Origin of the sequence: Thiomicrospira aerophila AL3 (genome assembly GCF_000227665.2) — a bacterium.
In the GTDB taxonomy this organism is placed as follows: Bacteria; Pseudomonadota; Gammaproteobacteria; order Thiomicrospirales; family Thiomicrospiraceae; genus Thiomicrospira; species Thiomicrospira aerophila.
Genome location: NZ_CP007030.1, coordinates 1,124,159 through 1,151,107, shown reverse-complemented (window position 1 = coordinate 1,151,107; position 26,949 = coordinate 1,124,159). Strand labels below are relative to the sequence as shown.

The window sequence follows — 26,949 nt, the reverse complement described above, 5'->3', positions numbered from 1 at the left end:
GATTAGTCTAGCCTAAGTTCTTTTTAGGGTCTAGCTGATTTTGTTAAAAATATATCGTCTAATCTGGGGATTTTTGCGTCAAAATAGGGCAAAATAAGGCTGTGTTTGTCAATAGAGAAAACAGTTATGTCGGCATCAAAGGCCATTGAAGATTATTTAAAGTGTATCTATAAGTTAGAGGACCCCACTCAAACAGACAAAGGGGTGCATACCTCTGCCATTGCTGCACGCTTAAATGTTGCGCAAGCGTCTGTATCCAATATGATAAAAAAACTATCCGATCAAGGATTTGTGAGTTATGAGCCTTATTACGGTGTTGCACTGACAGAGTCTGGTCGCCAAGTGGCATTGCAAATGATTCGGCGTCATCGCGTTATTGAGCAGTATTTAGTCGAGCGTTTGAATTATGCCTGGGATGAAGTTGACGAAGAGGCTGAAGTCCTAGAACATGCCGTTTCCGATAAGTTGGTCGATTCCATGTGGGAAGCCTTGGGGCGTCCGACCCATGATCCACATGGCTCGCCAATTCCAGATCAAGATGGTGTGATGAGTGAACAGGCAGTAAAAGCTTTAATCGATGTGGCAGAGGGTGAGCAGGTTAAATTAGCTCGAATTAAAAACCGTTCGCCAGAGGAGTTGCGTTATTTAACCAGTATTGGCTTAGCGATGGGGGAAACCTTATTAGTGAAGTCGAAAGCGCCCTTCAAAGGGCCGATTATGTTGCAAATTGGCGATCAACTCCATGCGCTGGATTATCGAATTGCCCAAGCCTTGATGGTTGAATTGAATTATGACGGATCATAGTGCGCCGTTCTACTGGCAAGAATTGCTTGATGGTTTAGCTACATCGGTTATCTGGGTGGATGCATCTCAGAAAGTTGGATACATCAATATGTCTGCCGGCGAACTATTGCAGGTGAGTACTCGCAGAATAGTCGGGTCTCCCTGGCAAGTATTGTTACCAGGCCTGCTAGATGATTTAACTAATTTTGGTGAACAGCGCTTAACCGTACATGAATACCAGCTACAATTGCCTGATTTAACCCGCGTGCGAGTTAGTGCTACTTTGTCAAACTATGAATTGGTTGGGCAGCAGGGCTGGTTAATTGAATTGTTTAATACGGAACGCCATCATCGAATTGTTGAAGAAGATGAGCGCTGGCACCAATATGAAGCGGGTAATTTGTTGGTTAAGACGCTCGCCCATGAAGTGAAAAATCCCTTGGCTGGCATCTATGGTGCGACCCAGTTGTTACAAAAGCGTTTACAGCAGGATACCCGCTCACAAACCTTCTTAGATGTTATTGCTAAGGAGGTGATTCGCTTAAGAAATTTGGTTGATTCTATGCTTGGTCCAAAACAGTCAGCCATTAAAACGCCTGAGAATATTCACGAGATTATTCGCCATGTTATTACCGTTATAAAGCCGGAGTTTCCAGCGGGTGTCGAGTTAATGCTTGATTATGACCCTTCTATTCCAGAGATTTTGATGGACAGTGAGGCCATGGTACAGGCGTTTATGAATTTGTTGCGCAATGCGGTGCAAGCTATGGATGGGTTGCAAGGTTTAATCACGATACGCACACGTGTGGAACGAAAATTTACCTTAGGTACGCAAACCTATCCTATAGTAGCGGTTATCAGTATTCATGACGAGGGTAGCGGCATTCCTAAAGAGGTATTTGATTCGATTTTTTACCCGATGGTGAGCAGTAAAAAAGAAGGGACAGGTTTAGGCTTGCCAGTTGCACAAAATATAGTTAGAAAACATGGTGGCTTGATTGTGGCTGAAAGTGAACCGGGCCACACGGTGTTCCATGTTTATTTACCGTTTGAGAGAGGGCAGGAATGACTGAAATAACCCAACAACCAGCAAGCACCCATGATCAAGCGGTCGTATGGATTGTTGATGATGATGCGTCCATTCGTTGGGTGTTAGAGGCCGCACTTGAAGATAAGCCTTATCGCGTTAAGTTGTTTGACTCGCCGACTTTAGCACTTAAACATTTGTCTAGTGCGCCGCCGACCGTGATAGTCACTGATATTCGCATGCCTGATATGGATGGGATGACCTTTATGGAAGCGGTTCATGAGGTTGATGCGAAAATTCCAGTGATTATTATGACCGCCCATGCTGATTTAAATACCGCGGTACGCTCTTACCAAAGTAAAGCATTTGAATATCTACCCAAGCCTTTTGATATTGATGAAGCCATAAGTTTAATTGAGCGGGCGATTAAGCGTCAATTATCGGGTGGGCGTGTGGTTAAACATCGTGCTACTGCATCGAGTAAACAACCGCTTAATATCATTGGCGGTGCTCCGGCTATGCAAGAAGTGTTTCGGATTATTGGAAGGGTGTCGCAATTAGATGTAACGGTGCTGATTAATGGTGAAACGGGTACCGGTAAAGAGCTGATCGCGCAGGCTTTGCATGAGTTAAGCCCTCGTGCTGATCAACCTTTTGTGGCCTTAAATACCGCCGCGATTCCTCGTGAGCTATTAGAGTCAGAATTATTCGGCCACGAAAAAGGCGCCTTTACCGGTGCGCACTCGCAACGTATCGGTCGTTTTGAACAAGCGAATGGCGGCACGTTGTTTCTTGATGAAATTGGTGACATGCCGGTCGATCTGCAAACGCGTTTGCTACGGGTGTTAAATGATGGCAGTTTTTATCGCGTCGGTGGGCGTAATCCTATTCATGCTAAAGTACGCATTGTCGCCGCGACCCACCAAAATATGGAACAGTTAGTTCGTGAGGGGCGCTTTCGTGAAGACTTGCTGTATCGTCTTAACATTATTCGTATCAAAATTCCGGCATTGCGCGAACGGGCTGACGATATTCCCTTGTTATTAAAGTTTTATATGTCTAAAGAAGCCAAGTCACTAGGTTTAGAAGAAAAGCACTTTGATAAAGACGTGGAAGTGTTTCTATCTAGATTACCATGGCCGGGTAATGTTAGGCAGTTGCGTAGCCTGTGTACTTGGTTAACCATCATGGCACCGGATAAGTTGGTAAGGATGGAAGATTTGCCTTTGGAGTTTCGGCAAGGACCGACTCAGGTGGTATCGGGGGACGATAACGAGGATTGGCCGATATTATTACGCCAGTGGGCTGATCAGTTTTTGGCATCAGGGCAAGAGGGCTTGCATACTCAAGCTGAGCCAATGTTTGAGCGAGTACTGATTGAAGCGGCGTTGCAAGCCAGTCAGTTTCATCGTCAAAATGCTGCGAAGCTGCTAGGCTGGGGGCGTAATACGCTCACACGTAAAAGCCAAGCCTTGGGGTTGGAGTAACGCTGATTTTTGGGTTAATTAAGTGAGCCCAAAAATCAGTACAACAGCGCTTTAAAGCGCGGCTGAGCCGGTTTCACCCGTGCGAATTCTTACGGTTTGTTCAATAGTCGTGACAAAAATTTTGCCATCACCGATTTTACCCGTTTGGGCAGCGGTCACAATGGCTTCAATGGCGCTATCTACTTGATCATCGTCGATCGCAATTTCCAGCTTAAGTTTAGGTAAAAAATCAACCACATACTCCGCACCACGATACATTTCAGTGTGACCTTTTTGACGACCATAGCCTTTGACTTCAGTGACCGTCATGCCGTGAATGCCAATATCATGCAATGCGTCACGAACATCATCAAGTTTAAAGGGTTTTATTATTGCAGTAATTTGTTTCATGTTAGATGCCTCCTATGGCATGTTCATCTTCATCGTTATCGGTGTCTTGGCGCGAATTGTTAGGCTGGTTGTCAGCACGAGTATCGGCAGTAAAAGCCTCACCCATTTTAATAAATCGAGAGGCTTGTTGGCCAAGCTCTGAGAAAAGTCCTTCAGGCGTGACCAATACTACGGTCGAGCCCATGTTGAAGCGACCAATTTCATCGCCCTTATTAAAGTGTAGATTTTGATTAGTGTAATCCCAATGTTTAATGGTAGGGCCATAATGAGGGGTGATTTTGCCCTCGAAGACGGTTTCCATGCTGCCAACAAATATCGCCCCCACCATAACGAGTGCATAAGGTCCTTGATCGGTTTGAAAGCGTAAAACTAGACGCTCATTACGCGCAAACAAGCCAGGTACTAATTTAACTGTGGCAGGGTTCACCGCAAATAAATCCCCCGGCACATAGGTCATTGAAATCAACTGCGCACTCATGGGTAGGTGGATACGGTGGTAATCACGAGGGGACAGGTAAATGACCCCAAATTGACCGTTATGAAATTGTTTAGCATAGTCAATGTCGCCACCCAGTAATGCCTCAATTGTGTAATCATGGCATTTGGCTTGAACCATTTGATTGCCATCAAGGCGGGCGCTTTGGCTAATCACGCCATCGACTGGGCTAACCCACACTTGTTGACCTTCAGCAATTGGGCGAGCGTCTGCTTTTAAAGCACGGGTAAAAAATGCATTGAAGTGAGGGTAATCCTCGGGTTCAGTTTTAACCGCATCGGTTAAGTCAATGTCATAAAGTTTGGTGAGCGCTCGAATGGTTTGACGCTTGATCCAAGGTTGTTCGATATGCATAAACCAATGCATCATGTTTGACAGCATGTGTTGTGGAACGAGATACTGCGGTACAACTTTTACATAATCAAGCATGATGTAATTCCTGATAAGCATGGGGTTCGACTCAATAAGACATTAATTTTAAGGTATAATCTCACAAATTTATAGGGTTGGGTTTGCTTTAAACGACTTATCGTTTGATAGGGCATTAAAGCAGCTTTTATTTTTAAAAGGAAATAGCATGTCAGAAATAAAAAAAGTAGTGTTGGCCTATTCAGGTGGTTTGGATACCTCCATTATTGCCAAGTGGTTACAAGATGAATATCAGTGTGAAGTGGTAACCTTCACGGCCGATATCGGTCAGGGTGAAGAAGTAGAGCCGGCGCGTGCGAAAGCCCAAGCGATGGGCATTAAAGAAATTTTTATCGAAGATTTGCGTGAAGAGTTTGCACGTGATTTTGTGTTTCCAATGTTCCGCGCCAATGCGATTTATGAAGGTGAATACTTATTAGGCACCTCGATTGCGCGTCCGTTGATTGCCAAGCGTTTGGTTGAGATTGCGAAGGATGTGCAGGCGGATGCGATTTCGCATGGTGCAACCGGTAAAGGCAATGACCAGGTTCGCTTTGAATTGGGCGCCTATGCGTTGATGCCGGATGTGCAGGTGATTGCGCCGTGGCGTGAGTGGGATTTGAATTCGCGTGAAAAATTGATGGCCTATGCTGAACAGCACAATATAGCGATTGAAAATAAGAAGGGAAAAAAGTCACCTTATTCAATGGACGCGAATCTGCTACATATTTCTTATGAAGGCGGGGTATTGGAAGATCCTTGGGCTGAACCAGAAGAGAGCATGTGGCGTTGGTCGGTTGCACCTGAAAATGCGCCGAGCGAGCCGACTTATATTGAGTTGACCTATGAAAAAGGCGATATCGTGGCGTTGAATGGTCAAGCCATGTCTCCGGCGACGATTATGGCAGAATTAAATAAAATCGGTGGCGCGAATGGCATTGGTCGTGATGATTTGGTTGAAAACCGTTTTGTGGGTATGAAGTCGCGCGGTTGTTATGAAACACCGGCCGGTACCATTATGTTGAAAGCCCATCGTGCAATTGAGTCGATTACCTTAGACCGCGAAGCGGCGCACCTTAAAGACGAGTTGATGCCACGTTATGCCAAATTGGTTTATAACGGTTTCTGGTTTAGCCCGGAGCGTGAAATGCTGCAAGCGGCGATTGACCATTCACAAAAAGTGGTGAACGGTGTGGTGCGTTTAAAGTTGTATAAAGGTAATGTGATTGTTGTCGGTCGCAAGTCTGAGTCAGATAGTTTGTTTGACGAGTCGATTGCGACCTTTGAAGACGATAAAGGCGCCTACAACCAGAAAGATGCTGAAGGCTTTATTAAACTGAATGCCTTGCGTTTGCGTATTGCAGCGCGTAAGCGTCAAGCTAAGTAATTTTTGTCAAGATGTCGAATCCAACTCACTGGCCAAGTTGGACTGAATTACGTCAACACCCGGCATTAATGCTGGGTTTTGGTTTCGGTTCAGGTTTAGCTCGCAAAGCCCCGGGAACCTGGGGAACGTTGCTTGGTTGGCTGTTATTTATCCCACTGGTAGTTTATGCGCCCGTAGTTGCCTGGCTATTATTTGGCTTAGGGCTGGTGGCCGGTAGCTGGATTTGTGGTCGAGCTGCCGAGTTAGTGGGTGTGCATGATCATGGTGGGATTGTATGGGACGAGTTTGTTGGCATTTGGTTAGTCGTCTTGCTTTTGCCAGACCAGGCCTGGTTATGGTGGCTATTAGCGTTTGGGTTATTTCGGCTGTTTGATATTATCAAACCCTGGCCGATTGGTTGGTTAGATCGCCATGTTTCCGGCGGTTTTGGCATTATGCTTGATGATGTGGTGGCGGCTGTTATGGCTATTGCATCAATTTGGTTAATTTTTTTCATGGTAAGTTAAAAATGTTTATTACATGTATGGACGCTAAGCGTCTCGTTAAAGAAGAGCAGGGACAATTAGTGGATGTTCGTGAACCTAATGAATTGCGGATGAATGCCATCGCTGAAGCGGTGAATATGCCGTTGTATGAGTTTGCTGAACGCTCCTTAAAAGAACTCAACCCCGATTTACCGGTGATTTTGTTTTGTCATTCAGGTGCGCGTTCGCAAATGGCAACCCAATATTTAAAAGATAATGGATTTAAAAAGGTGTTTAATCTAGGCTCATTTATGGCCTGGAATCAATGTGCAGGCTGATTGACAGCCTTCAGATTGATTAGATAAATGCTATAAAAACCACTTTGTCCACTTGGGCAGTCAAGGAGACACTATGGCACTACCTATCCAAATTCTTATTGCGCTCGCGCTTGCTGCTATAGCAGGGAGTTTAGCGGGTACAACAGGTCAAGTTTTGGGTGTACCAGCCTTAGCTATTTTTGATTTTATTGGCACCTTGTTTTTAAACGCACTGAAGATGATTGTGATCCCGTTAGTGGTATCGGCTATCATCTTGGGGGTCAGTAATATTGGTGGTCAAGGTGGTTTTGGTCGCTTAGGTGTTCGTACGCTCAGCTATTATATTGCGACAGGCTTAATTGCCGTTGTTATCGGCTTATCTTTGGTAAATTTGATTAAACCAGGGGTAAGTGATAACCCACCACCTCAATTAGAGGCCAATCCACAAATTACTATGGCGGTAGAAGGGCGCGGTGCCGGCGATATTGTCGAGATTTTTCTTCGAATGGTGCCTGAGAATATTTTTGTGGCCGCCGTAGAAATGCAAATGCTCGGCTTGATTTTCTTTAGTATTCTGTTTGGTTTTTTCCTAACCAAGGTCAAGGGTCCGGCAAGGGAAACCATGCAAAACTTCTGGCAGGGCTTGTTTGATGTCATGATGTTGATTACACAATGGGTGATGAAGTTTGCGCCTTATGGTGTGTTTGGTTTGGTAGCTGCTTCGGTTGCACGCAGTGGTTTTGATCAGTTTGGCTCCTTGGCTTGGTTTTTTATCACCGTGGTTTTGGCTTTAGCTTTCCACTTTGTTGTTGTGATGTCTTTAATCCTTCGTTATGTGGGCGGCATTAAATCCCCTTGGCAGCATTACCGAGCTATGGCGCCTGCACTCTTAACTGCTTTTTCAACCAGTTCATCAGCATCCACTTTGCCTGTAACCCTTGCGAATGTCGAGCAACGCGCCGGTGTTTCTAATCGTATCAGCAGCTTTGTGCTGCCTTTGGGCGCAACAGTAAATATGAATGGCACAGCCTTGTTTGAATGTGTAGCGGTATTGTTCATAGCGCAATTATTTGGCGTGGAGCTAACGTTCGGGCAGCAGGTGTTGGTGGTGTTTTTGGCACTTGCGACCTCGATAGGTGTGGCCGGTATCCCTTCTGCGAGTTTAGTTGCCATTAGTGTGATTTTATTAGCTGTAGGCTTGCCTCTAGAGGCGCTAGGCTTGTTGCTGGTAGTTGATCGTTTACTCGATATGATGCGAACTTCGGTAAATATATTTAGTGATTCTGTTGGGGCGGTTGTTCTAGCCCGTCTTGACGGTGAAAAGGTAACCTATCCGATTAGTGGTAATTAATCAGGGGTAATTAAATTGCTTAAGGCTAGGTTGGCCCTGTTCAATGGCTACATAGGTTGCACCTTGTTCATGCCAGTCACCCACCACCCAACGTTGTTTTCCTGACTCAAAATGATGATGTCCCGGTTTATGGGTGTGTCCATGGATCAGATGCTGTGCTTTAGGATAGTCTAGCCATAGTTTAGCTAGGCTAGCTGAGCTGACATCCATGATGGCCGCTGATTTATATTGATTGGCGGCTTGCGATTTTGCACGTAATTTATGCGCCAGTTTTAAACGCCAGGATAGGGGTAATTGGCGTAAAAATCGTTTAAACCAGGCCTGCTTGGTAAAAAAACGCAGCCGTTGATAGGCTTTATCATCAGTGCATAGGCTATCTCCATGCATGAGCAGTATCGCTGGATGATGGTTTTGGTATAGTTCAATTAGATCCGCAAATACCCCCTTGGCTTGACAGGCTTTGAGTAGATCCTGGCCTATCAAGAAATCACGATTACCTAGTCCGATATAAAGCTGTGTACCCTGGCGACTCAAGTTAGCCAGTGCCGCAATTTCACGGCTATAAAACGCCATGCTGACATCATCACCAAGCCAGGCTTCAAATAAGTCGCCCATTATGATGAGTTGATCTGCGTGCAATGCAGGGCCAGTTAAAAAGGCTAAAAAAGTCTGATTAATTGCGTGAAGTGGGGCGGTGGTATCTTGAGCTAAGTTCGGCATAAGATGGATGTCGGCCACCACTAAAGTGCGATGGCCAGTTATATCAATTGTGTTGATACTTGCAGATAGGCTCAGAACTTAGGCTTCCGAAACAAGGGTGTTTTCAATGTAGATATCGTCAACAGGCACATCACTGTGCCCCATCCGGTTACCTGTTTTCACAGCAGCCATTTTATCTACAATATCCATGCCCTCAATGACCTCAGCAAATACAGCATATCCCCAACCATGGAGGTCGGGCGAACGGTGATCTAGGAAGTCGTTATCCTTTAAGTTGATAAAGAACTGCGAGGTCGCTGAATGAGGGGCTTGCGTGCGTGCCATAGATAAGGTGCCACGCTTATTTTTAAGACCGTTGTCTGCTTCGTTTTCAATGGCAGGCTGGGTTTTTTTCTGATTCATTTCGGCATCTAAGCCACCGCCTTGAACCACGAAGTCAGGAATGATGCGATGGAATATTGTACCGTTATAAAAACCGGATTCAGCATAGTCAATAAAGTTCTGTGCAGAAATCGGTGCGAGCTCGTGATCAACTTTTATTTTAATCTGGCCCAGAGTGGTTTCAAAGGTTACAAGGTTCATCATCTTTATCTATCCTACGCGTCGTTATTTGAAGGTTATTTTGGGCTGCTTATACTACTGGATTAGTGGGTATTCTGCATGGTTTTTATAATAAATCACTGAATCTGACGAATTCTTTCAATCACAACAGGATTGATGGGTACATCTTGATAGCCATTGCGTGAGGTGGTCGGTTGCGTGCGAATTTGGTTGACGGTTCTCATACCATCGACAACACGACCAAACACGGTATAACCCCAGGCACGAGGGGTTTTTTCACGAAAATCTAAAGAGCTATTATTGGCGACGTTAATAAAAAATTGTGAAGTCGCTGAATGCGGATCATTGGTGCGTGCCATCGCAATGGTACCAATTCGGTTTTGCAAGCCGTTATCGGCTTCGTTTTGAATCGGGTCGCGGGTCGGTTTGCGACGCATTTGTTCATCAATGCCGCCGCCTTGAATCATAAAGTTACCAATGACACGATGGAATATTGTGCCATCATAAAAACCTGAATTCACATACTCTAAAAAGTTAGCGACAGTCAGTGGCGCTTCGTTGGGATAAAGTTCAATGATCATGCTGCCAAGATTAGTTTCTATTAACACTCTTGGATTATCAGCTTTGGCTGTCGCGCTAAACAATAATGTGGCGGCAAGTGCGGCGGTAATAAATGAACGTCGAAGCATGGGCATAACCTTTGTTTAATTTTAATTAAATTTTATTTTAGCATTGAAAGCAAAAGTGCGTAACCGCCTGTAGCCTATTTTAACTCTGTGTATAATAGCTGGTTTAATTTATAGTTAAGCGAACCCTTCTTTAGGAGCCCGAGCGGATGACAGACCATACCACCCCAGAACGCGCCACTCATTTTATTCGTACGATTATTGACGAAGATTTAGCGTCTGGGCTGCATCAAAGCATTCAAACCCGTTTTCCACCAGAGCCAAATGGCTATTTGCATATCGGTCATGCCAAATCTATTTGCTTAAATTTTGGCTTGGCGTTGGATTATCAAGGTCAGTGTAACTTGCGATTTGACGATACCAATCCGGCGAAAGAGGATATGGAGTATGTTGAGTCGATTCAGCGCGATGTGCAGTGGTTGGGCTTTGAATGGTCGGGTGAGGTGCGTTACAGTTCCAACTATTTCGAGCAGTTTTATCAGTATGCGATGGAGTTGGTGGATAAGGGCTTGGCTTATGTTTGCTTTTTAAACATGGAACAACAGCGCGAATATCGCGGCACGCTGACTGAAGTCGGTAAACCGAGTCCCTATCGCGACACGCCTGCGGCAGAAAACCGCCAATTGCTGGAAAAAATGCGCAATGGCGGCTTTAAAGAAGGCGAATGTGTGCTACGCGCCAAAATCGATATGAGCTCGCCGATTATGTGTATGCGCGACCCGATTTTATACCGAGTACGCTTCCAACATCACCACCAAACCGGTGATGCTTGGTGTATCTATCCAATGTATGACTTTGCGCATTGCATTTCCGATGCGATTGAGGGCGTGACCCATTCATTATGCACCTTGGAGTTTCAGGATAACCGTCGTTTGTATGATTGGATTTTGGACAATATTACCTTGCCGAACGCGACGCGTCCGCGTCAGTATGAGTTTTCGCGTTTAAATCTTGAATATACCGTGATGTCAAAGCGTAAGCTGCATCAATTGGTGGACGATAAACTGGTGTCCGGCTGGGATGACCCGCGGATGCCGACCATTTCCGGTTTGCGTCGTCGCGGTTATACCCCTGCGTCTTTGCGTGACTTTGCCGAGCGCATTGGCATCAGCAAGGTGGATAGCTTTACCGAAATGTCGATTCTTGAGGCGGCGGTGCGTGATGATTTGAATGTCAATGCGCCGCGTTCGATGGCGGTATTAAATCCGGTTAAGGTCATCATTGAAAACTATCCTGAGGGGCAGGTCGAATCGATTCATGCTCCGGTGCATCCACAAAACGAGGCGATGGGCAAACGTGAGATTTTCTTTAGCCGTGAGGTCTATATCGACCGCGATGATTTCCGCGAAGAAGCTAATAAACACTTTAAACGTTTGGTGCTGGGTAAAGAGGTGCGTTTGCGTAATGCCTATATTATTAAAGCGGAACGCTTTGAAAACGATGAAAACGGCGAGCTAAAAACTATTTATTGTTCTTATGACCCCGATACCTTGGGCAAAAACCCAGCCGATGGTCGCAAGGTCAAGGGCGTGATTCATTGGGTTGAAGCCAGCAAAGCGGTGCCGGCAGAATTCCATTTATATGACCGTTTGTTTAGCGTGCCTAATCCCGGCAAGGCTGAGGATTTTGAAGCGGTTTTAAACCCCGATTCATTGGTGATTAAAAAAGGCTTTGTTGAACCAGGCCTGGTCGATGCACAAGCTGAATTGGCGTATCAGTTTGAACGTGAAGGTTATTTCTGTCGCGACAATCAACACCCAGGCCTGGTGTTTAACCGCACCGTTGGCCTACGCGACACCTGGAGCGAAAACGCTTAACTAACCCTAATTCGAGCTTGAGAGAAATGTATGAGTTTACAGATTTATAATACCGAAACCCGTCAAAAAGAAACCTTTAAACCGATTGTGCCCGGTAAAGTCGGCATCTATGTTTGCGGGGTGACGGTCTATGACTATTGCCATATCGGTCATGCGCGGGTGATGGTGGTGTTCGATACGGTGGTGCGCCATATGCGCGCGCGCGGGCTTGAAGTTAAGTATGTGCGTAACATCACCGACATTGACGACAAAATCATTAATCGGGCGTTTGAAAATCAAGAGTCGGTACAAAGCCTGACCGAGCGCTTCATTAAAGCGATGCATGAAGATGAAACGGCGTTGAATATTTTGCGCCCGGATATCGAACCCAAGGCGACCGATTTTATCCCGGAGATTCAGCAGCTAGTCAACACCTTGATTGAAAAGGGTCATGCCTATGCCGCTCCAAATGGCGATGTGTATTTTAAAGTGAAGTCTTTTGAATCTTATGGCCGTTTATCCGGTAAAAAACAAGAAGACCTTGAAGCGGGCGCGCGAGTCGAGATTAACCCGAACAAGCAAGACCCAATGGATTTTGTGCTCTGGAAAGCGTCTAAAGAAAATGAACCGGCTTGGGATTCGGCCTGGGGACAGGGCAGGCCTGGTTGGCATATTGAATGTTCAGCGATGTCAGGCTCTTGTATTGGTGAGCGTCTGGATATTCATGGCGGTGGTATGGATTTGCAGTTCCCTCATCATGAAAACGAAATCGCCCAGTCGGAATGTGCCCACGGCGAACATTATGTGAATACCTGGATGCATGTCGGTTTTGTGCGCGTGGACAACGAAAAAATGTCCAAGTCACTGAATAACTTCTTTACGATTCGTGAAGTGTTAAAAGATTATCATCCGGAAGTGATTCGTTATTTCTTGTTATCGAGCCATTATCGCAGTCCGTTGAACTATACGATTGAAAACCTGGATATTGCTAAAACCAACTTGGCGCGTTTATATACCGCGTTGCAAGCCGCAGAACCAGGCCTGGTAGCAGAAAACACCGACTTTGAAGCCAAGTTTAACGAAGCAATGGACGATGATTTCAACACCCCGCAAGCCATGGCGGTGTTGTTTGAATTGGTCAAAGAAGTCAATAAAACTCAACAACCAGGCCTGGTGGCCTTGCTACAAAGCCTGGCAAACCGCTTGGGATTGTTAACTGAAACACCGCAAAGCTTTTTTAAAAGCCAGGTTGGTCAAACGGATGGTTTAACCGATGATGCGATTGAAGCCTTAATTGTTGAACGCACTCAAGCACGTGCCGATAAAAACTGGGCGCGATCGGATGAAATTCGTGATGAATTGTTGGCTAAAGGGGTAGAGTTGCTCGATGGCAAGGAAGGGACAAGCTGGCGGCGTAGTTAAGTCTTACTTAATCTATGCCGTGCTACAAATTTGCTTATATAGATTAGCCTTATATTGGTATAAAAAAAATTGACAGCGCCATAAGCTTTTATTAAAATGAAGGCTATTCATGTTTCTTCATGAGTATCCTCCTTTAGTTATCTTTTGATAATTTTTTAGCCAAGCCTCGAGCTTGGCTTTTTTTTACCCAAAATTTAACCAGAAAAGATCAACTTAACGAAGTGTGACAGGCGTCATTAGAGAAGAAAGGCGCTGCGGCGGAATCCAGTCGTTGGCATCAGTGTTTTGCTCAATAGTATTCAATTGGCTACTAACATAAGTGGTTATAGGCGTTGCGTGTGGATTAGCTAGAATAAAATCATAGACCAGCTTATGTTCAAGCACTTGGCGCACATAACGACGTGTTTCAAAAAAAGGCAGGGTGTCAATCCATTGGTCTGCTTCGATACTATTTGCACCATTTAAGTCTACCAACCACTGATTAACACGTGACGGTCCTGCATTATAGGCCGCTATAGCTAATACAGGATGATTATATCGAGCTAGCAATTCAGCTAAATAGGCGCTACCAAGTTGAATATTGATGTCGGCATCGAATATATCTCGTGGATTAAATGATCTTAGCCCTTGTTTTTGGGCGACTTCTCGCGCTGTATTGGGCATCAGTTGCATTAAGCCCTCGGCACCAGCAGGTGAGCGCGCTTGCGGATAGAAAGCACTTTCTCGTCGCATGATGCTGTAAATTAAACTTGATGCTAACTGTTGGCTTTCGGCTTGACGTATGACCGTCTGATTGAATGGCGCGGGAAAACGTTTATCGAGTGCATCCCAGGCCTGGATTTGTCCCAGTGTGGTAATTGCTAAATGATGCAGGCCCCATGCGTGAGCCAAAGCCGCGAGGTCATAAAAATCTTCTGTCTTGGCGATATTAAGTAAATGATGCCACTCACGGTGAGCATTAATACGCCAATCTATATCGACTAAGGCAGCAATCAGGTGTAAGCTCGGATAGCTTTGAATGAGTGCCGAAGCACGCTCTTGGCTGATTGTAATTGCATAATCCGCTGTGCGATGAATGGCGTAGGGTTTCCCTAAACGGTCGGCGGCTAAAAACCCATAGTAGTTGCGCTCAGTGGCTAGTTGTTCAAACAGTGCCAAGGCTTGTTGGTCGCCCATTTCAGTCAAGGCGCGAGCACGCCAGTAGCGCCATTGTGCTTGCGTGGCTAAAGATTCAGGCATATCACTTGTTATACGCGCTAAATCAGCCCATTTGCTATAGCGAATAGCAAAACGTGCTTGCCAAATTAAGGTGGCTTCTTCGGCAGCGTAATCATTCAGTTGATTGAGTGTTTGCCAACCTTGTTCGTCAAATCGATAGGTTAAACGTAATCCGGCCTCTCGTTGGAGCTGAATCTGCTGTTCTGGTGTGAGTAGACTTTTAAATGGTGCCTGTTGTCTTAGTAGTAGTACTTGTTCTGGGTCTGTTCGGCTCAGCGCCACTAAACTCGTGTAGGCAACCTGTGGTCTGATATGTGCAGGTAGGCTTTCAAAATTAAACTCATTCACGCGGTGAGGTTGTTGAACCAAATTTAACCAGGCCTGGCTCCAGCCTTTCTCTTGTGGTGGTAACATGGCAATAATGCTAGGTACCTGGGCGTGGCGTTGTTGTTCAAATAACAACTTTAATCGAGCGAGGAGGGCATCTGAGTCTAATAGACCTTGGCGGTGTAGGTGGCGTTCAATTTCTCGACAACTAGTATGCAGGTTGAGGTTAGTCAGCCAAAAATTTTGCCAGTCATTAAGTGGCAGTTGATTGGGTTGATTAGCCATTAAGGCTCGTTTTGCTAGGCATTGTTGTTGCTGATTGCTGGGCGTAAGTTGGCTGGTTAAAATGTGTGACCAGGCCTGGTTGTTGGCCAAGGTGTCAAGATAGCGTTGTTGCAGCCTAACACTTAATCCAAGTTGCGGGTATGTGTTGATAAAATCAACAATGGTTTGTTGTTGTGTAGTATTAAGGTTTTCTAGTAAAAATAGGTAGCGACCCATTGGGAAAAGCGGGTGGTTTGCAAATTGTTGCTCAAATTTAGCCACCTGTGCGGCATCATTTTTTTTAGCTGCTGCCCACCAAGCTTCGAAGTCATTTTTTAACGCTACATCAACTGAGTTAGGTTGAAAAATGGCTTCACTCGTCGTGGCAGACAGCGGAAGTGACCAGGTTAAACTGACTAGGAAAAAACCTAAAATACGCCATGAGGTCGATTTTTGCAACTTAGGTGCCCGGTGAAATCATTAAAACCTGGCCTGGGCGAAGAATGCCACGAGGACTTAAACCATTCTGACGCAAAATATCACTGGTGTTGACATTAAATGCTCGGGCAATATCCCAAAGTGTATCGCCACGTTTGACCACATATTCAGTGGTGGTATTAGGAAGGTGTAAGTTAAGTGTTTGCCCTGGCTGTAAGACCGCATTTTGGCCTAGCTGATTCCAGCGGCGCAATTCGGTGATACTGACATTATAACGTTGGGCAATAATCCATAAGCTTTCCCCAGCTTGCACTTGATGCTGAACTTGTCGTTGAGATGAGCTAGATGCTGTTGCCACGGTTGCTGGGCTAGCAATAGCCAAGGTTTGCCCCACTTGGAGGGGTCGCTGTGGATCTAAATCATTCCATGCTGCTAAATCATTGACTGATACACGATAGTCGCGAGCAATAGTCCATAGTGATTGGCCCGCACGTACTTGATGGGTTTGTGCCGGCTGTTCAGCACGTGAGCTAGCGGTATTAACAACCTGAGAGGTTGACGCTGGCTGGTTTGTATTGGCAGCAAGTTGTGTTGTAGAGTCTGCTGGAATAGGAATGGTTAAGGTGCGACCAACGCGTATGGTGTTATTAGATAAGTTATTTAATCGCTGAATTTCCGCCACCGATGTGCCATAGCGTTGAGCGATGTGTCCCAGTGTATCGCCCGCCACAACGCGATGATTGTGCCAACGAATATCGTAAAGATTATGGGGTTGTGCTAAAGCCAATTGGAAGCGTTGCGCATTTTCAATAGGTAGCAGTAAAGTATGTGGGCCGTTTGGCGGTGAAATATGTTTTAAATAGCCAGGATTAAGGTGGTTGAGTAATTCAATATCCACCCCGGCCAGTTCAGCTGCTTGGTACAAACTAAATTGCTGATTAAGTTCAATCCTGGTTAAAAAAGGTTCGTTAGCAACGGGGATAATGGGTAATTCGTAATCACGGTGGTATTTATGCAAATAACTAACCGCTAATAACTGTGGTACATAATTTCGAGTCTCTGGCGGCAAATAAGGTCGAATATTCCAGTAGGTTGCAGGTGTACCTGGGCGTTCTTTTTCTAACCTTGCTTTGGCTTGAACGATCCGGCCGTATCCAGCGTTATAAGACGCAAGTGCTAGTAACCAGTCCTGATCATTTAGATTATATAAACGTTCCAAATAGTTTAGTGCTGCTTGCGTACTGAGATAAATATCTTGCCTTCCATCGAACCAAGTATTTTGTTCGAGATTATTATTGCGTCCGGTACTGGGAATGAATTGCCATAAACCGACGGCGCTCATACTTGAACGAGCATAGGGGATAAATGCACTTTCAATAACGGGTAATAGCGCTAATTCCATTGGCATATCGCGTTCGTTTATCGCATCGTAGATAAGATAAAGGTAGGGCTGAGCCCGTTCAGATACGCGTTCAAAGTGTCTTGGATTATTGAGGTAGAAGTTTAAATAATCTTGATAGTGTGGCTGATGTTCATAAATAAGCTCGAAACTAACGGCAATTTGATCCCATAGATTATCGAGTGGTAAGTCAGGACGATTGCCGTTTAAATCGAATGGGCGCGACCTTTCCCGAAGTACCGCATCAAAACGTGGTTCAGTGCTCGATATTCTGCGTTGCTGATTGCTTGAACGAGAACTAGTACTGGCTGTTGCAGTTTCGCTAGATACCCCGGTCGAATCATCACCAGTCGTTTTAATCGTTTGACAGCCTGACAAGAGCAGGGCAATGCTAAAGCTCAGGAGCGTAATTTTTGGTTTAAACATAGAGAATTCATCAAGTTAAAATTTTTTCATATTGTAAGATAATTTTTTAGTCATGGCTAAGTATTTGTGAGCTATTTTTAAGATGTATTTTTAAAACGTCTTTTCTAATATTCCAGTCGTATCTAATTCATCCTTCCAGGCTCGAAGACAAGCAAATTGTTGGCCAATTGTGGTGGGTTGCTTTGTTTTGTTTAGTCTTTGGCTAATAACAGTTGCTACATCCGCTGCGTCAGTGCGTAGGAAGGGATTGGTATCGAGTTCAACTTGCAGGCTTGTTGGCGCAATGGCTTGGTGGTCTATGTAAGCCTGATTCACGGATTTACGCCTTTCAATCAGTTTTTTGTTGTTTGGCTCGACCCTGATTGCAAAATTTAAATTGGCCAAGCTATACTCATGACCACAATAGACTTTTAAGTGTGCAGGTAAGGCTTTAATCTTGGCGAGTGACTCAGCCATTTGATCCGTTGTGCCCTCAAATACGCGTCCACAGCCACCGGTAAATAGGGTATCGCCACAAAATAGCACATCTTGCCCTATAAAGCACAGATGGTCGAGGGTGTGACCTGGTGTTGCTAATACTTTAAGATGTGCATTACCTAGCGCTAATTGATCGCCCTCTTTAAGGCGATCTGTAACGGGTATTTTATGAAGTGTTGCTGGTGCAAAAACCCGTGCAGCTGGGTAATGAGCAAGCAGTGTTTCCACACCGCCTATGTGATCAGCATGATGATGGGTAATGAGGATGCCACTTAAGCTGCGTTGATGATGTGCTAACCATTCAATTACGGGTTTTGCCTCGCCTGGGTCAACCACCCAAATATGCTGTGGTTGTTCAATAAGCCAGATATAGTTATCATTAAACGCAGTTAGGCTGTGCACAATCATCAGGCGGCTCCTTAAAAGTTATAGCCCGATTATACTCGCGTTAGGTGAAGTTGGGTATGCATAGAGTCTATTCATTGTATTGTGAAAAATAAAATATCAAGGGTGGGGTATGACGCAACAACAGGATGCTATCGACTCTCATATTGGTTTTCAACGTTATTTACTAAATTGGTTTAAAACGCCGATTGGCCAATATGCGTTGGAGTTTGAACGCACCTTGATTGATCAGCACCTTAATCACTTATTTGGCTACTATCTGGTGCAAATGGGGCGGGTGAGTGAAACGAGCTTATTGGCAACGTCACGGATTAAAAATCATATTTTAGTTGATGAAACCTTAACCTCTGCTGATCAAGTCGCAGAGCGTTTAGTGTTGGCTAACTTGATGGCCCAACCCTTTGCTGCCAGCAGCATCGATTTAATTTTGTTGCCTCATACTCTGGAATCGACACTCGATCCTTATCGTTTTATTCGTTATGTTGATGAACTTATTCGAGCTGATGGCCATCTAGTGATTACTGGGTTTAATCCACTGAGTTGTTTAGTATTACGACAACGAATGGGTCAAGATAAAGCTCAATGGCGGGCGGCACACATTATTAAAATGGAACGCCTCGTGGATTGGTTACGCTTGCTTGGATATGATGTTTTGGTTAAAGAGTATTCTTTAAGTCGTTGTTTTGAAAGTAAAGTAAATCAAAAGTTTCAGCCTATTATGCGTTATGTGTCGCGAATGGGTCAACCGCTAACTAAGCTTGGATTGTCCATGTCACAAAGCTATATTGTGGTGGCAAAAAAACAGCAATGGGTGCCACTGCGCCCGCACAAAGCGAGTCAGCTAAGTGAATGGGTGAGCGGCAGTAAGCCAGTGGTTGCGCAATCTCGTCATACAAAAGCGTCATCGCGTTAAATTTTATAAAAAGAGGGTAATTTGTGGCATCAAATCAAGTAGAGGCCTTTACAGATGGTGGTTGTAAAGGTAATCCAGGGCCAGGAGGATGGGGGGTGTTACTTCGTTATGGCGATAAAGAAAAAGAGTTGTATGGTCATGATGCGAACACCACTAATAATCGTATGGAATTGATGGCGGCGATTATGGCGTTTGAGGCCTTGAGCCGCCCATGTCAGGTTAAAATTACCACAGATTCTCAGTATGTTAAGAATGGCGTGACTCAGTGGTTAGCGGGTTGGAAGTTAAAGGGCTGGAAAACAGCGGCCAACAAGCCAGTAAAGAATCAAGATCTTTGGCAAAGGTTGGATTCAGCCTTAGCCGCACATCAAGTGGAATGGTGCTGGGTGAAAGGCCATAGTGGTCACCCAGAAAATGAGCGAGTGGATCAATTAGCCAATCAAGCGATAGCGGAATTATTAGGATAAACAATGATAGCCTTTAGAAAAAAAATAACCCTTGCACTCTGTGGTGCGTTGATCGTTGGAACAGGTTTAATCAGCATAGCGAGTTCACAAAAGGTTTATGCGGCTGCTACAACAGCGGCGAGTGAACAATTATCTGTTGAGGGGCGATTGATTCAGGGCGGCTGGGCACTGATTCATGTTCCACCCATGAGTCAACTGGAATGGGGGCAAAGAAAATGGCAAGCTGATGCCCAAGGGCGTGCCTTAATAGGATTTAGCCGTGATCAGGCCTTGCCAGTGAGTGTGCGGATTACGCCACCGGATCATCCTCGCTTTGATATTCAAATCGATTTAACCAAGAAAGATTATTTAATTCAGCGTATTGATGGTTTGCCACAACGTTTCGTGACCCCTGATCCAGAAGCACAAGCGCGTATTCGACGTGATGCCGCCTTAGCAAAGGCCGCACGAGACTTAATGTTAGATCGGACTGATTTTATGGTGCCGTTTATTTGGCCTGCCGAAGGCACCATTACTGGCGTGTGGGGTAGTCAGCGTATTTTGAATGGTGAGCCAAGACGCCCGCACTTTGGTGTTGATATTGCCAATGCAACCGGCACGCCGATTTTAGCACCGGCAGCAGGGGAAGTCACGCTGGTATCAGATATGGAATTAAGTGGTGGTACAGTGTTTGTCGATCATGGTTACGGTCTGCGCTCAGATTTTCTGCACCTTGAAGAAATCTTTGTTCAGGTTGGTGATCAAGTTGAGCAGGGGCAAGTGATTGCTACGATGGGTGCTACGGGGCGAGCAACGGGTCCGCATTTACATTGGGGTATGAGTTGGATGGATATTCGAGTGGATCCAGAAGAGGCGTTTGATTTGCCGCGTCGTTTGCAACGCGGCGATCAAATTATCAACAATAGGGTAGAGTTTAACGATTCAGCTCAATAACCTGCTGAATGTCAGCCGCTGTTTGATCTAAGCCCATTTTTTGATGGGCTTTGCGCAACATAACAAGTGCTTTGCGGCTACTTTGAGAATTAGGGTATTCTTCAATAATACGTTGTGCGCGATTAGCCGCCGCTAAGTAAGCTTGGCGGTCATAGTAAAATTGTGCGACCTGCAAATCACGTCGAGCAAGGCGGTTGGTAATAATCACAATACGTTGTTTGGCTGCAATTGCATAATCTGTGTTAGGGAAGCGTTGAATTACTTCTTGATATGCGCGTAACGCTTGCTGAGTTGATTGAATATCCCGATTGGCTGGATCAGTAATGAAGCGATCTAACCAGCTACGGTTAATTGAATCAGCGGCAAGGGCTTTTAAAAAATAGGCGTAAGCCAATTGCGGATGGCGCGGGTACAAACGAATGAATTCATCTAGCTCGCGAATAGCGGATAAGGGTTCATCGTAACGATAATAGGCATAAGCAAGTTCAAGATAGGCTTGTTCTGCATAATCACCATAGGGGAAATTAGCTTTAAGTTTTTCATAAAACTCGATAGCGGATTTCCACTGACCATTATCAAACTCTGATTTAGCGCGATCGTAGAACTCTTCCACAGTCCATTGAGATTCTGGCTTTTGAATCAAGTTGGAGCAACCGGTTACAGCAACCATGCCGAAAAGAATAACAAGTAAGCGAAAAGTTTTTAACATAATTTCTCGGTTAGAATAGTCAGTAAATATTTTCGATTTTATCACAAACAATTTAGTCTTAAGGATCTGTTTTGAATAACCCGTTGACCTCTGAATCTGAATCACCGCTTAGTTTTCGCGTTAGCCACCAAGATATGGGGGCGCGTCTTGATGCGACGATTGCAAAAGCCTTCACTGATTATTCGCGCAGCCGTTTGCAGGCCTGGTTAAAAGACGGGCGAGTGACTGTGGATGGTGTCGTAATTACTAAACCCCGTCATACCTTGTTGGGCGGTGAATTGGTCAGTGTGATGCCTTTAGAAGAGGATGAAACGCAGCAAGTCGCTCAATCGATGGAATTAGATATTGTTTATGAGGACGCAGCGATTTTAGTCATTAATAAAACAGCAGGCTTGGTGGTGCATCCAGGTGCCGGCAATCCTGATGGAACTTTATTGAATGGTTTACTGGCTTATGCGCCTGCGTTGCGCCAAGTGCCTAGAGCGGGCATTGTTCATCGGCTTGACAAAGATACCACGGGTCTGATGGTAGTCGCTAAAACTTTACAAGCACAGCATCACCTAGTTGACCAGTTGCAACGTCATGATGTTGAACGGGTATACGATGCGATTGTGGTTGGCAATATGATTTCAGGTGGCACGGTGAATAAACCGATTGGCCGACATGTAACTGATCGCAAGAAAATGGCTGTTCGTGTGGCAGGTGGTAAAGCTGCGGTCAGTCATTATCGTGTCGCGGAGAAGTTTCGCGCCCATACGCATGTTAAAGTCAGTCTTGAAACTGGCCGCACCCATCAAATCAGAGTACATATGTCTCATTTGGGTTTTCCATTACTGGGTGATCCCTTGTATGGCTCTAAATTGCGCATTCCTAAGCAAATGATGCCGGAGTTTATTGAGATTTTAAAAGGCTTTAAACGTCAGGCGCTCCATGCGGGCGTATTAAGTCTAACCCATCCGGTTAGCGGTAAAACCATGAAGTGGAAAGCCGCTATGCCGGATGATATGGGTTTGTTAATTGATATTTTACGTGATGATCAGGTTGATTTTATTGCCAACCGCAATAATGCCTATGATGAAATCGATTATGACTATGATGTTGAAGTGGAGTGGGTCACGGACGCGGATATTCCAGAGGAGTATTAGTCGTTATGCCTGGTGAAATTGGGAGAGGCGGATAATGAATCAAGCGAGCTTGATGAATAAAAGCAAGATGTCTTTTTTACGTCCTGATTGGCCCGCGCCTGCCTGGGTAGGGGCGTTAACCACCCTGCGTCATGGTGGGGTGAGCACGGGGGCTTACGCGAGTCTTAATATGGCCGATCATGTGGGTGATGAGCAGGCAGCGGTTACGCAAAACAGATTGGCACTTCGCAATGCTGTGGCCCCCGATATGCAATGGTTTTGGATGGCACAGCAGCATACGACCACAGTATTGGAAGCGCCACAGGATTTTGCAGCGGTGATGCCAATTGCGGATGGTATGTGGACTACCCAACCAGGCCTGGTGATGACCACTTTAACCGCCGATTGTATGCCGGTTTTATTTTGTCATTTCCGTCAACCTGTTGTGGCAGCCGTGCATGCTGGCTGGAAGGGCTTGTTAGATGGTATTTTGGAGCAGACATTGCAAACGCTACCAGGCGAACCGAAAGATTATTTAGTATGGATAGGTCCATCCATTTTGCAGGCAAGTTTTGAGGTGAGTGAAGATTTTCGCGCCGATTTTATTACGCGTGAGCCCCGTTGGCAGCCTTTTTTTAAAGTGAATGCCACCAACCCGACCCATTGGTTAGCCGATTTACCGGCTATGGCTGAGTCAGTCTTACGAACCGGCGGTGTGCAAGCGGTGTATCAAAGTGGTGTGTGTACTTATCAACATCAACAAGACTTTTATTCCTATCGTCGCCAGGCGACCACCGGTCGGATGGTTAGTTGTATTTGGATTAATCCTTATTAAGTTGTTGCTGTTGGAGCCGTAAAGCGCATCGACAAGTCAATAGCGCGAAGATGTTTGGTAATGGCGCCAGTTGAGATGTAATCAACACCTAGTTGGGCTAGTTCTGCTAGTTGCTCAAGCTCCACATTGCCAGAAATTTCCAATTTGGCCTGGCCTTGATTAAGCGCCACAGCTTGTAACGTGTCTTCACGATTAAAATTATCGAGCATAATGATATCGGCACCGGCTTGCAAGGCTTCAGCAACCTCGGTGAGGTTTTCGGTTTCAACTTCAACAAGCGTGTCCGGATGCTGTGCTTTGGCACGGGTGACAGCAGGTGTGATGCCACCACAGGCATGAATATGGTTTTCTTTGATTAAAATAGCATCATACAGCCCTTGACGATGGTTGCTTCCGCCACCACATACGACCGCATACTTTTGGGCTAACCGCAGGCCTGGTAATGTTTTGCGTGTATCAAGCAATTGAGTGGTTGTTTGACCCATTGCGGTCACATACCTTGCGGTGATGCTTGCCGTAGCTGACAGGGTTTGTAGAAAATTGAGTGCAGTGCGCTCTCCTGATAACAAAGCACGAGCGGGGCCCTGCAACCTGCACAGAACTTGATCCGTCTCAATCTGATCACCATCCTGAGCCAGCCAAGCAATTTGAATACTTGGATCGAGTTGATGAAAGACTTCATTGAACCAGGCCTGGCCACAGAGGATGGCCGGCTCTCGACAAACAATGTGGGCATTGAGTTGTGTGTCTGCAGCGATTAAATCCGCGGTCAAATCGCCACTGCCCATGTCTTCATGCAAGGCGTTACGAACTGTATTGACGAGGTCATAATGGTAATCTAATTTTTTCATCTTGGCCATTACTCTTGGTATGCTAGCAGCATAGTTTAAACGGGGTATTATAACAAACCATGAAAATGACAGTGACTGAGATGCCATTAAATCAACAGCAGCCACAATTGGGTTGGTTAGCGGGAGCTAGCCATTATCCAAGTCCTTTTTACACGCCTCGCCCAAATCCTAAGGATATAAGACTATTAGTGGTGCATGGCATCAGCTTGCCGCGCAACCAGTTTAATACCGGCCTTATTCATGCGCTTTTTTTGGGTCAAGCTGCCCCCTTGGAAGCAGCAGGCATGCATGACTTAGCTGAGCTTAAGGTGTCCGCGCACTTTCTTATTCAGCGCAATGGTCAATTAGATCAGTTTGTTAATGTTTTTGACCAGGCCTGGCATGCGGGGGTGTCGATGTATCACGGGGAGGCCCAGTGCAATCATTTTTCAATTGGGGTGGAGTTGGAGGGGTCTGATGATCAGACGTACACCGCCATTCAATATCAAGTCTTGGCCGACTTGATTCAAGATTTAGAAGCGCTATTGAATCAACATGGGATAAATAAACCACTTGAGATTTTGGGCCATCAGCATATTGCGCCAGGACGTAAAACCGATCCTGGCCCTTTTTTTAACTGGGCTAGCTTGGCAAGGTTAACCAATAGGACGTTAAATTTAAATGCCTAAACTTTAATGTTAATTGAGCTTGAGGAAGAGGCTTGCGTCGCTGCGGTTTCGGTATCGAGGGGACGCTTGGGTGAAAACTTCAAACAGGGTTGGCCCGAAGTGGCCAACACAACTTGGCTGGGTAGGCTGCGTGTTTTAAAGCCATAGGCATTGCAGGCACGTGGGTGGGTGGCTTGCCAGGTAATTTCAAAATGTTGGCAGGCATAACAGTCAATTTGATAATCAATTTTTTTCATCATTTAGGATAAACACACTCAATTGGCGCCTTGGGTAGGCTGTGCTATCATGCATCCCATTAGGTTTGCCTGCTTTTATATTTTTTATATTATCTTAACAGTTTTAATCACGTTTGAATAAGGGTTCTGCAAATGGAAAAAATTGGTCTTTTTTATGGTACGGATACGGGAAATACTGAGCGCGTTGCAGACATGATAAAAAATGAGCTAGGTGCCGACCGTGTCGAGGTCCATGATATTGCCAGCGCTAAAGCCAGTGATTTTGATGCTTACACTAAGATTATTTTGGGTCAGCCTACTTGGTACTATGGCGAGCGTCAAAGTAGCTGGGATGATTTTTGGGAAGATTTTTGTGCTATCGATTTTAGTGGTAAAACAGTTGCCTGTTTTGGGCTAGGTGACCAGGCTGATTATGCGGAATACTTTATCGATGCCGTCGGCATGATGCATGATGTGGTGTTACAGAACGGCGGTACCCCTGCTGGTTATTGGTCAACTGAGGGGTATGAATATGACGAGTCGAAGGCAGCCACTGAGGATGGGGAGTTTTTTGTCGGTTTGGCCATAGACGAAGACCAGCAAGCAGAGTTAACTGAGCAACGGGTCAAAGACTGGGTTGCTCAGATTAAAGAAGAAATGGAACTTTAACGCCAATTGTTAATCGCGCAGACTCAAAATAGGCCAGCCATGTGTTTCCGCGTGGCTGCGTAATCTGTTGTCTGGATCGACTGCAACAGGATAGGGTACGCGTTTAAGTAAGGGTAAGTCATTGTGCGAGTCAGAATAAAAGTGGCTCAAGGTCAAATCGGGCGATTGGGTTTTTAACCAGTGTTTAAGACGCAAAATTTTGCCTTCTTGAAAAGAAGGAATGCCTGCCACCTCCCCAGTAAAGCGTCCTTTAACTATCTCCGGTTGGGTGCCAATTAAATTCTCAATCCCTAAGCGCTGTCCAATCGGGCGGGTGATAAATTCATTAGTCGCAGTGATAATGAGTAGGGTATCGCCTTGATCACGATGCTTGGCCACTAAATCTATGGCTTTGGGTAAAAGAATTGGCTCAATAAACTCAGCCATGAAGTTTTGGTGTAGTTGTGCCAGTTCGTCTTGTGTAAACGCCATTAAGGGTTGGAGTACAAAGCGTTGATAGGCAAATATATCTAAATTTCCTTGCTGATATTGTTGATAAAACGCATCGTTTTTCGCTTTGTGTTCGGCTGCGTCCACCAAGCCCTGAGCAATTAAAAACTCGCCCCACAGATAGTCACTGTCTCCGCCAATCAACGTGTTGTCGAGATCAAAAATAGTCAGATTGCTCAAAATAATGTCCTTTTAAATTCGTATTAAATAGTTAATAGCGTGAAATAAAACCTGCTTGGCGATTGAAAAAATGCCTAAAGTTGGTCATCATTAAAAAATTATAATTACACAGACGCACAGGTTGCGGTTGAAGGACGATCTGGTGATAGATTCCAATGGGTACCGACCTAATGTTGGTATTATAATCGTAAACAAGCATGGAAAACTATTTTGGGGTAAGCGCATTCAGCAGGATGCTTGGCAATTTCCTCAAGGCGGGATTCGTGACTATGAAACGCCCCAACAAGCTGCATTTCGAGAATTAAAAGAAGAAGTGGGTCTCAATCCATCAGATGTTAGAGTCCTAGCTAAAACCCAGGACTGGCTCCACTATGACTTACCTCGACACCTGATTCGACAAAATAGTCATCCAGTCTGCATTGGTCAAAAACAAATCTGGTTTTTACTCGGACTGGAAGCCGAAGAAACGGCCATTGATTTGAGTGTTCATCCATCACCTGAGTTTGAAGATTGGGTGTGGGTCGATTATTGGTTGCCTGTTCAACAGGTTGTTAGCTTTAAACAATCCGTCTATCAGCAAGCACTTTCCGAGCTAGAGCCGGCATTAAATGCCTTTTGGATTACCCGTTAGATCATAAAAATCAATA

At 45.2% G+C, this 26,949-nt stretch carries 29 protein-coding genes; 17 read left to right on the top strand and 12 right to left on the bottom strand.

From position 1 onward, the window contains the following. The first annotated feature begins 126 nt into the window (after positions 1-126). The 3 genes from THIAE_RS05540 to ntrC are packed head-to-tail and all read left to right on the top strand — an operon-like array spanning position 127 to position 3,297. Entirely contained in the window at positions 127-804 is a 678-nt protein-coding gene (locus THIAE_RS05540) for a metal-dependent transcriptional regulator (RefSeq protein WP_006460422.1), read from the top strand. Further along, positions 791-1,852, top strand: a complete 1,062-nt coding sequence (gene glnL / locus THIAE_RS05535; protein ID WP_006460421.1) for a nitrogen regulation protein NR(II) — start codon at positions 791-793, stop codon at positions 1,850-1,852. The genes THIAE_RS05540 and glnL overlap by 14 nt, the downstream gene beginning before the upstream one ends. Further along, positions 1,849-3,297: a nitrogen regulation protein NR(I) gene (gene ntrC / locus THIAE_RS05530; protein WP_006460420.1), complete on the top strand. Its 1,449-nt coding sequence runs from the start codon at positions 1,849-1,851 to the stop codon at positions 3,295-3,297. Before glnL ends, ntrC begins: the two co-directional genes overlap by 4 nt. Positions 3,298-3,348: 51 nt before the next feature. Here the strand turns inward: ntrC and THIAE_RS05525 are convergent, their stop codons facing one another. Then, positions 3,349-3,687, bottom strand: coding sequence for a P-II family nitrogen regulator (locus THIAE_RS05525; protein ID WP_006460419.1), 339 nt, complete (start codon positions 3,685-3,687; stop codon positions 3,349-3,351). Position 3,688: 1 nt separating this feature from the next. Beyond that, positions 3,689-4,612, bottom strand: coding sequence for an archaetidylserine decarboxylase (gene asd, locus THIAE_RS05520; protein ID WP_006460418.1), 924 nt, complete (start codon positions 4,610-4,612; stop codon positions 3,689-3,691). 148 nt (positions 4,613-4,760) lie between these two features. Between asd and THIAE_RS05515 the strand changes: the two genes are divergently transcribed. The 4 genes from THIAE_RS05515 (at position 4,761) to THIAE_RS05500 (ending at position 8,110) form a co-directional block, all read left to right on the top strand. Beyond that, positions 4,761-5,978 carry an argininosuccinate synthase gene (locus THIAE_RS05515; protein WP_006460417.1) on the top strand — a complete coding sequence of 406 codons (1,218 nt, stop codon included), beginning with the start codon at positions 4,761-4,763 and terminating at the stop codon, positions 5,976-5,978. An 11-nt stretch (positions 5,979-5,989) separates the two neighbouring features. Further along, on the top strand, positions 5,990-6,484 hold the full coding sequence (locus THIAE_RS05510; RefSeq protein ID WP_006460416.1) for a phosphatidylglycerophosphatase A family protein: 495 nt from the start codon (positions 5,990-5,992) through the stop codon (positions 6,482-6,484). 2 nt (positions 6,485-6,486) lie between these two features. Beyond that, positions 6,487-6,780, top strand: coding sequence for a rhodanese-like domain-containing protein (locus THIAE_RS05505; protein WP_025299336.1), 294 nt, complete (start codon positions 6,487-6,489; stop codon positions 6,778-6,780). A 73-nt stretch (positions 6,781-6,853) separates the two neighbouring features. Further along, a complete protein-coding gene (locus THIAE_RS05500) occupies positions 6,854-8,110 on the top strand; it encodes a dicarboxylate/amino acid:cation symporter (RefSeq protein WP_006460414.1) in 1,257 nt (418 codons plus the stop codon). Here the strand turns inward: THIAE_RS05500 and THIAE_RS05495 are convergent, their stop codons facing one another. The 3 genes from THIAE_RS05495 to THIAE_RS05485 form a co-directional block, all read right to left on the bottom strand. Then, positions 8,111-8,848, bottom strand: a complete 738-nt coding sequence (locus THIAE_RS05495) for a UDP-2,3-diacylglucosamine diphosphatase (RefSeq protein WP_407635186.1) — start codon at positions 8,846-8,848, stop codon at positions 8,111-8,113. A 60-nt stretch (positions 8,849-8,908) separates the two neighbouring features. Beyond that, positions 8,909-9,415 (bottom strand): peptidylprolyl isomerase, encoded by a 507-nt coding sequence (locus THIAE_RS05490; RefSeq protein ID WP_006460412.1) that lies wholly within the window; start codon positions 9,413-9,415, stop codon positions 8,909-8,911. A 92-nt stretch (positions 9,416-9,507) separates the two neighbouring features. Further along, positions 9,508-10,080: a peptidylprolyl isomerase gene (locus THIAE_RS05485; protein WP_006460411.1), complete on the bottom strand. Its 573-nt coding sequence runs from the start codon at positions 10,078-10,080 to the stop codon at positions 9,508-9,510. Between the two features lie 146 nt (positions 10,081-10,226). Between THIAE_RS05485 and glnS the strand changes: the two genes are divergently transcribed. Further along, on the top strand, positions 10,227-11,894 hold the full coding sequence (glnS, locus tag THIAE_RS05480; protein ID WP_006460410.1) for a glutamine--tRNA ligase: 1,668 nt from the start codon (positions 10,227-10,229) through the stop codon (positions 11,892-11,894). 30 nt (positions 11,895-11,924) lie between these two features. Next, positions 11,925-13,295 carry a cysteine--tRNA ligase gene (cysS, locus tag THIAE_RS05475; RefSeq protein ID WP_006460409.1) on the top strand — a complete coding sequence of 457 codons (1,371 nt, stop codon included), beginning with the start codon at positions 11,925-11,927 and terminating at the stop codon, positions 13,293-13,295. Between the two features lie 213 nt (positions 13,296-13,508). Here cysS and THIAE_RS05470 read toward each other — a convergent pair whose 3' ends face one another. The 3 genes from THIAE_RS05470 to gloB all read right to left on the bottom strand — a co-directional run bounded on the left by THIAE_RS05470 (position 13,509) and on the right by gloB (position 18,252). Next, positions 13,509-15,563, bottom strand: coding sequence for a lytic transglycosylase domain-containing protein (locus THIAE_RS05470; protein ID WP_006460408.1), 2,055 nt, complete (start codon positions 15,561-15,563; stop codon positions 13,509-13,511). 1 nt (position 15,564) lies between these two features. Then, positions 15,565-17,367, bottom strand: coding sequence for a LysM peptidoglycan-binding domain-containing protein (locus THIAE_RS05465; RefSeq protein WP_006460406.1), 1,803 nt, complete (start codon positions 17,365-17,367; stop codon positions 15,565-15,567). Positions 17,368-17,457: 90 nt separating this feature from the next. Further along, positions 17,458-18,252: a hydroxyacylglutathione hydrolase gene (gene gloB / locus THIAE_RS05460; RefSeq protein ID WP_006460405.1), complete on the bottom strand. Its 795-nt coding sequence runs from the start codon at positions 18,250-18,252 to the stop codon at positions 17,458-17,460. A gap of 109 nt (positions 18,253-18,361) precedes the next feature. On the opposite strand from gloB, the gene THIAE_RS05455 reads away from it, so the two are divergent. Genes THIAE_RS05455 through THIAE_RS05445 form a run of 3 tightly spaced genes read left to right on the top strand, consistent with a single transcriptional unit; the run spans position 18,362 to position 20,562 of the window. Further along, positions 18,362-19,162 carry a class I SAM-dependent methyltransferase gene (locus THIAE_RS05455; protein ID WP_006460403.1) on the top strand — a complete coding sequence of 267 codons (801 nt, stop codon included), beginning with the start codon at positions 18,362-18,364 and terminating at the stop codon, positions 19,160-19,162. Positions 19,163-19,185: 23 nt separating this feature from the next. Then, positions 19,186-19,629 (top strand): ribonuclease HI, encoded by a 444-nt coding sequence (gene rnhA / locus THIAE_RS05450; protein WP_006460402.1) that lies wholly within the window; start codon positions 19,186-19,188, stop codon positions 19,627-19,629. A 3-nt stretch (positions 19,630-19,632) separates the two neighbouring features. Then, positions 19,633-20,562 (top strand): M23 family metallopeptidase, encoded by a 930-nt coding sequence (locus THIAE_RS05445; RefSeq protein ID WP_006460401.1) that lies wholly within the window; start codon positions 19,633-19,635, stop codon positions 20,560-20,562. On the opposite strand, the gene THIAE_RS05440 is transcribed toward THIAE_RS05445, so the two are convergent. Continuing rightward, complete coding sequence (locus tag THIAE_RS05440) at positions 20,543-21,271, bottom strand: outer membrane protein assembly factor BamD (protein WP_006460400.1); 729 nt, start codon at positions 21,269-21,271, stop codon at positions 20,543-20,545. The genes THIAE_RS05445 and THIAE_RS05440 overlap by 20 nt on opposite strands. A 71-nt stretch (positions 21,272-21,342) precedes the next feature. On the opposite strand from THIAE_RS05440, the gene rluD reads away from it, so the two are divergent. Together rluD and pgeF are read left to right on the top strand one after the other, a co-directional pair. Beyond that, positions 21,343-22,416, top strand: a complete 1,074-nt coding sequence (gene rluD / locus THIAE_RS05435; RefSeq protein WP_006460399.1) for a 23S rRNA pseudouridine(1911/1915/1917) synthase RluD — start codon at positions 21,343-21,345, stop codon at positions 22,414-22,416. Between the two features lie 34 nt (positions 22,417-22,450). Further along, positions 22,451-23,230, top strand: a complete 780-nt coding sequence (gene pgeF, locus THIAE_RS05430) for a peptidoglycan editing factor PgeF (protein WP_006460398.1) — start codon at positions 22,451-22,453, stop codon at positions 23,228-23,230. On the opposite strand, the gene nadC is transcribed toward pgeF, so the two are convergent. Further along, entirely contained in the window at positions 23,227-24,081 is an 855-nt protein-coding gene (gene nadC, locus THIAE_RS05425) for a carboxylating nicotinate-nucleotide diphosphorylase (RefSeq protein WP_006460397.1), read from the bottom strand. The two genes, pgeF and nadC, sit on opposite strands and share 4 nt — an antisense overlap. 59 nt (positions 24,082-24,140) lie before the next feature. Between nadC and ampD the strand changes: the two genes are divergently transcribed. Further along, positions 24,141-24,749 (top strand): 1,6-anhydro-N-acetylmuramyl-L-alanine amidase AmpD, encoded by a 609-nt coding sequence (gene ampD / locus THIAE_RS05420; protein ID WP_006460396.1) that lies wholly within the window; start codon positions 24,141-24,143, stop codon positions 24,747-24,749. Here the strand turns inward: ampD and THIAE_RS05415 are convergent. Further along, on the bottom strand, positions 24,746-24,988 hold the full coding sequence (locus tag THIAE_RS05415) for a hypothetical protein (protein ID WP_006460395.1): 243 nt from the start codon (positions 24,986-24,988) through the stop codon (positions 24,746-24,748). The two genes, ampD and THIAE_RS05415, sit on opposite strands and share 4 nt — an antisense overlap. A gap of 129 nt (positions 24,989-25,117) precedes the next feature. Here THIAE_RS05415 and THIAE_RS05410 point away from each other — a divergent pair, with 129 nt between their 5' ends. Next, positions 25,118-25,633: a flavodoxin gene (locus THIAE_RS05410; RefSeq protein WP_006460394.1), complete on the top strand. Its 516-nt coding sequence runs from the start codon at positions 25,118-25,120 to the stop codon at positions 25,631-25,633. Between the two features lie 9 nt (positions 25,634-25,642). On the opposite strand, the gene THIAE_RS05405 is transcribed toward THIAE_RS05410, so the two are convergent. Beyond that, positions 25,643-26,302: a histidinol-phosphatase gene (locus tag THIAE_RS05405; protein ID WP_006460393.1), complete on the bottom strand. Its 660-nt coding sequence runs from the start codon at positions 26,300-26,302 to the stop codon at positions 25,643-25,645. A 142-nt stretch (positions 26,303-26,444) separates the two neighbouring features. Here THIAE_RS05405 and THIAE_RS05400 point away from each other — a divergent pair, with 142 nt between their 5' ends. Next, a complete protein-coding gene (locus THIAE_RS05400; RefSeq protein ID WP_006460392.1) occupies positions 26,445-26,933 on the top strand; it encodes an RNA pyrophosphohydrolase in 489 nt (162 codons plus the stop codon). The last annotated feature ends 16 nt before the right edge of the window (positions 26,934-26,949 follow it).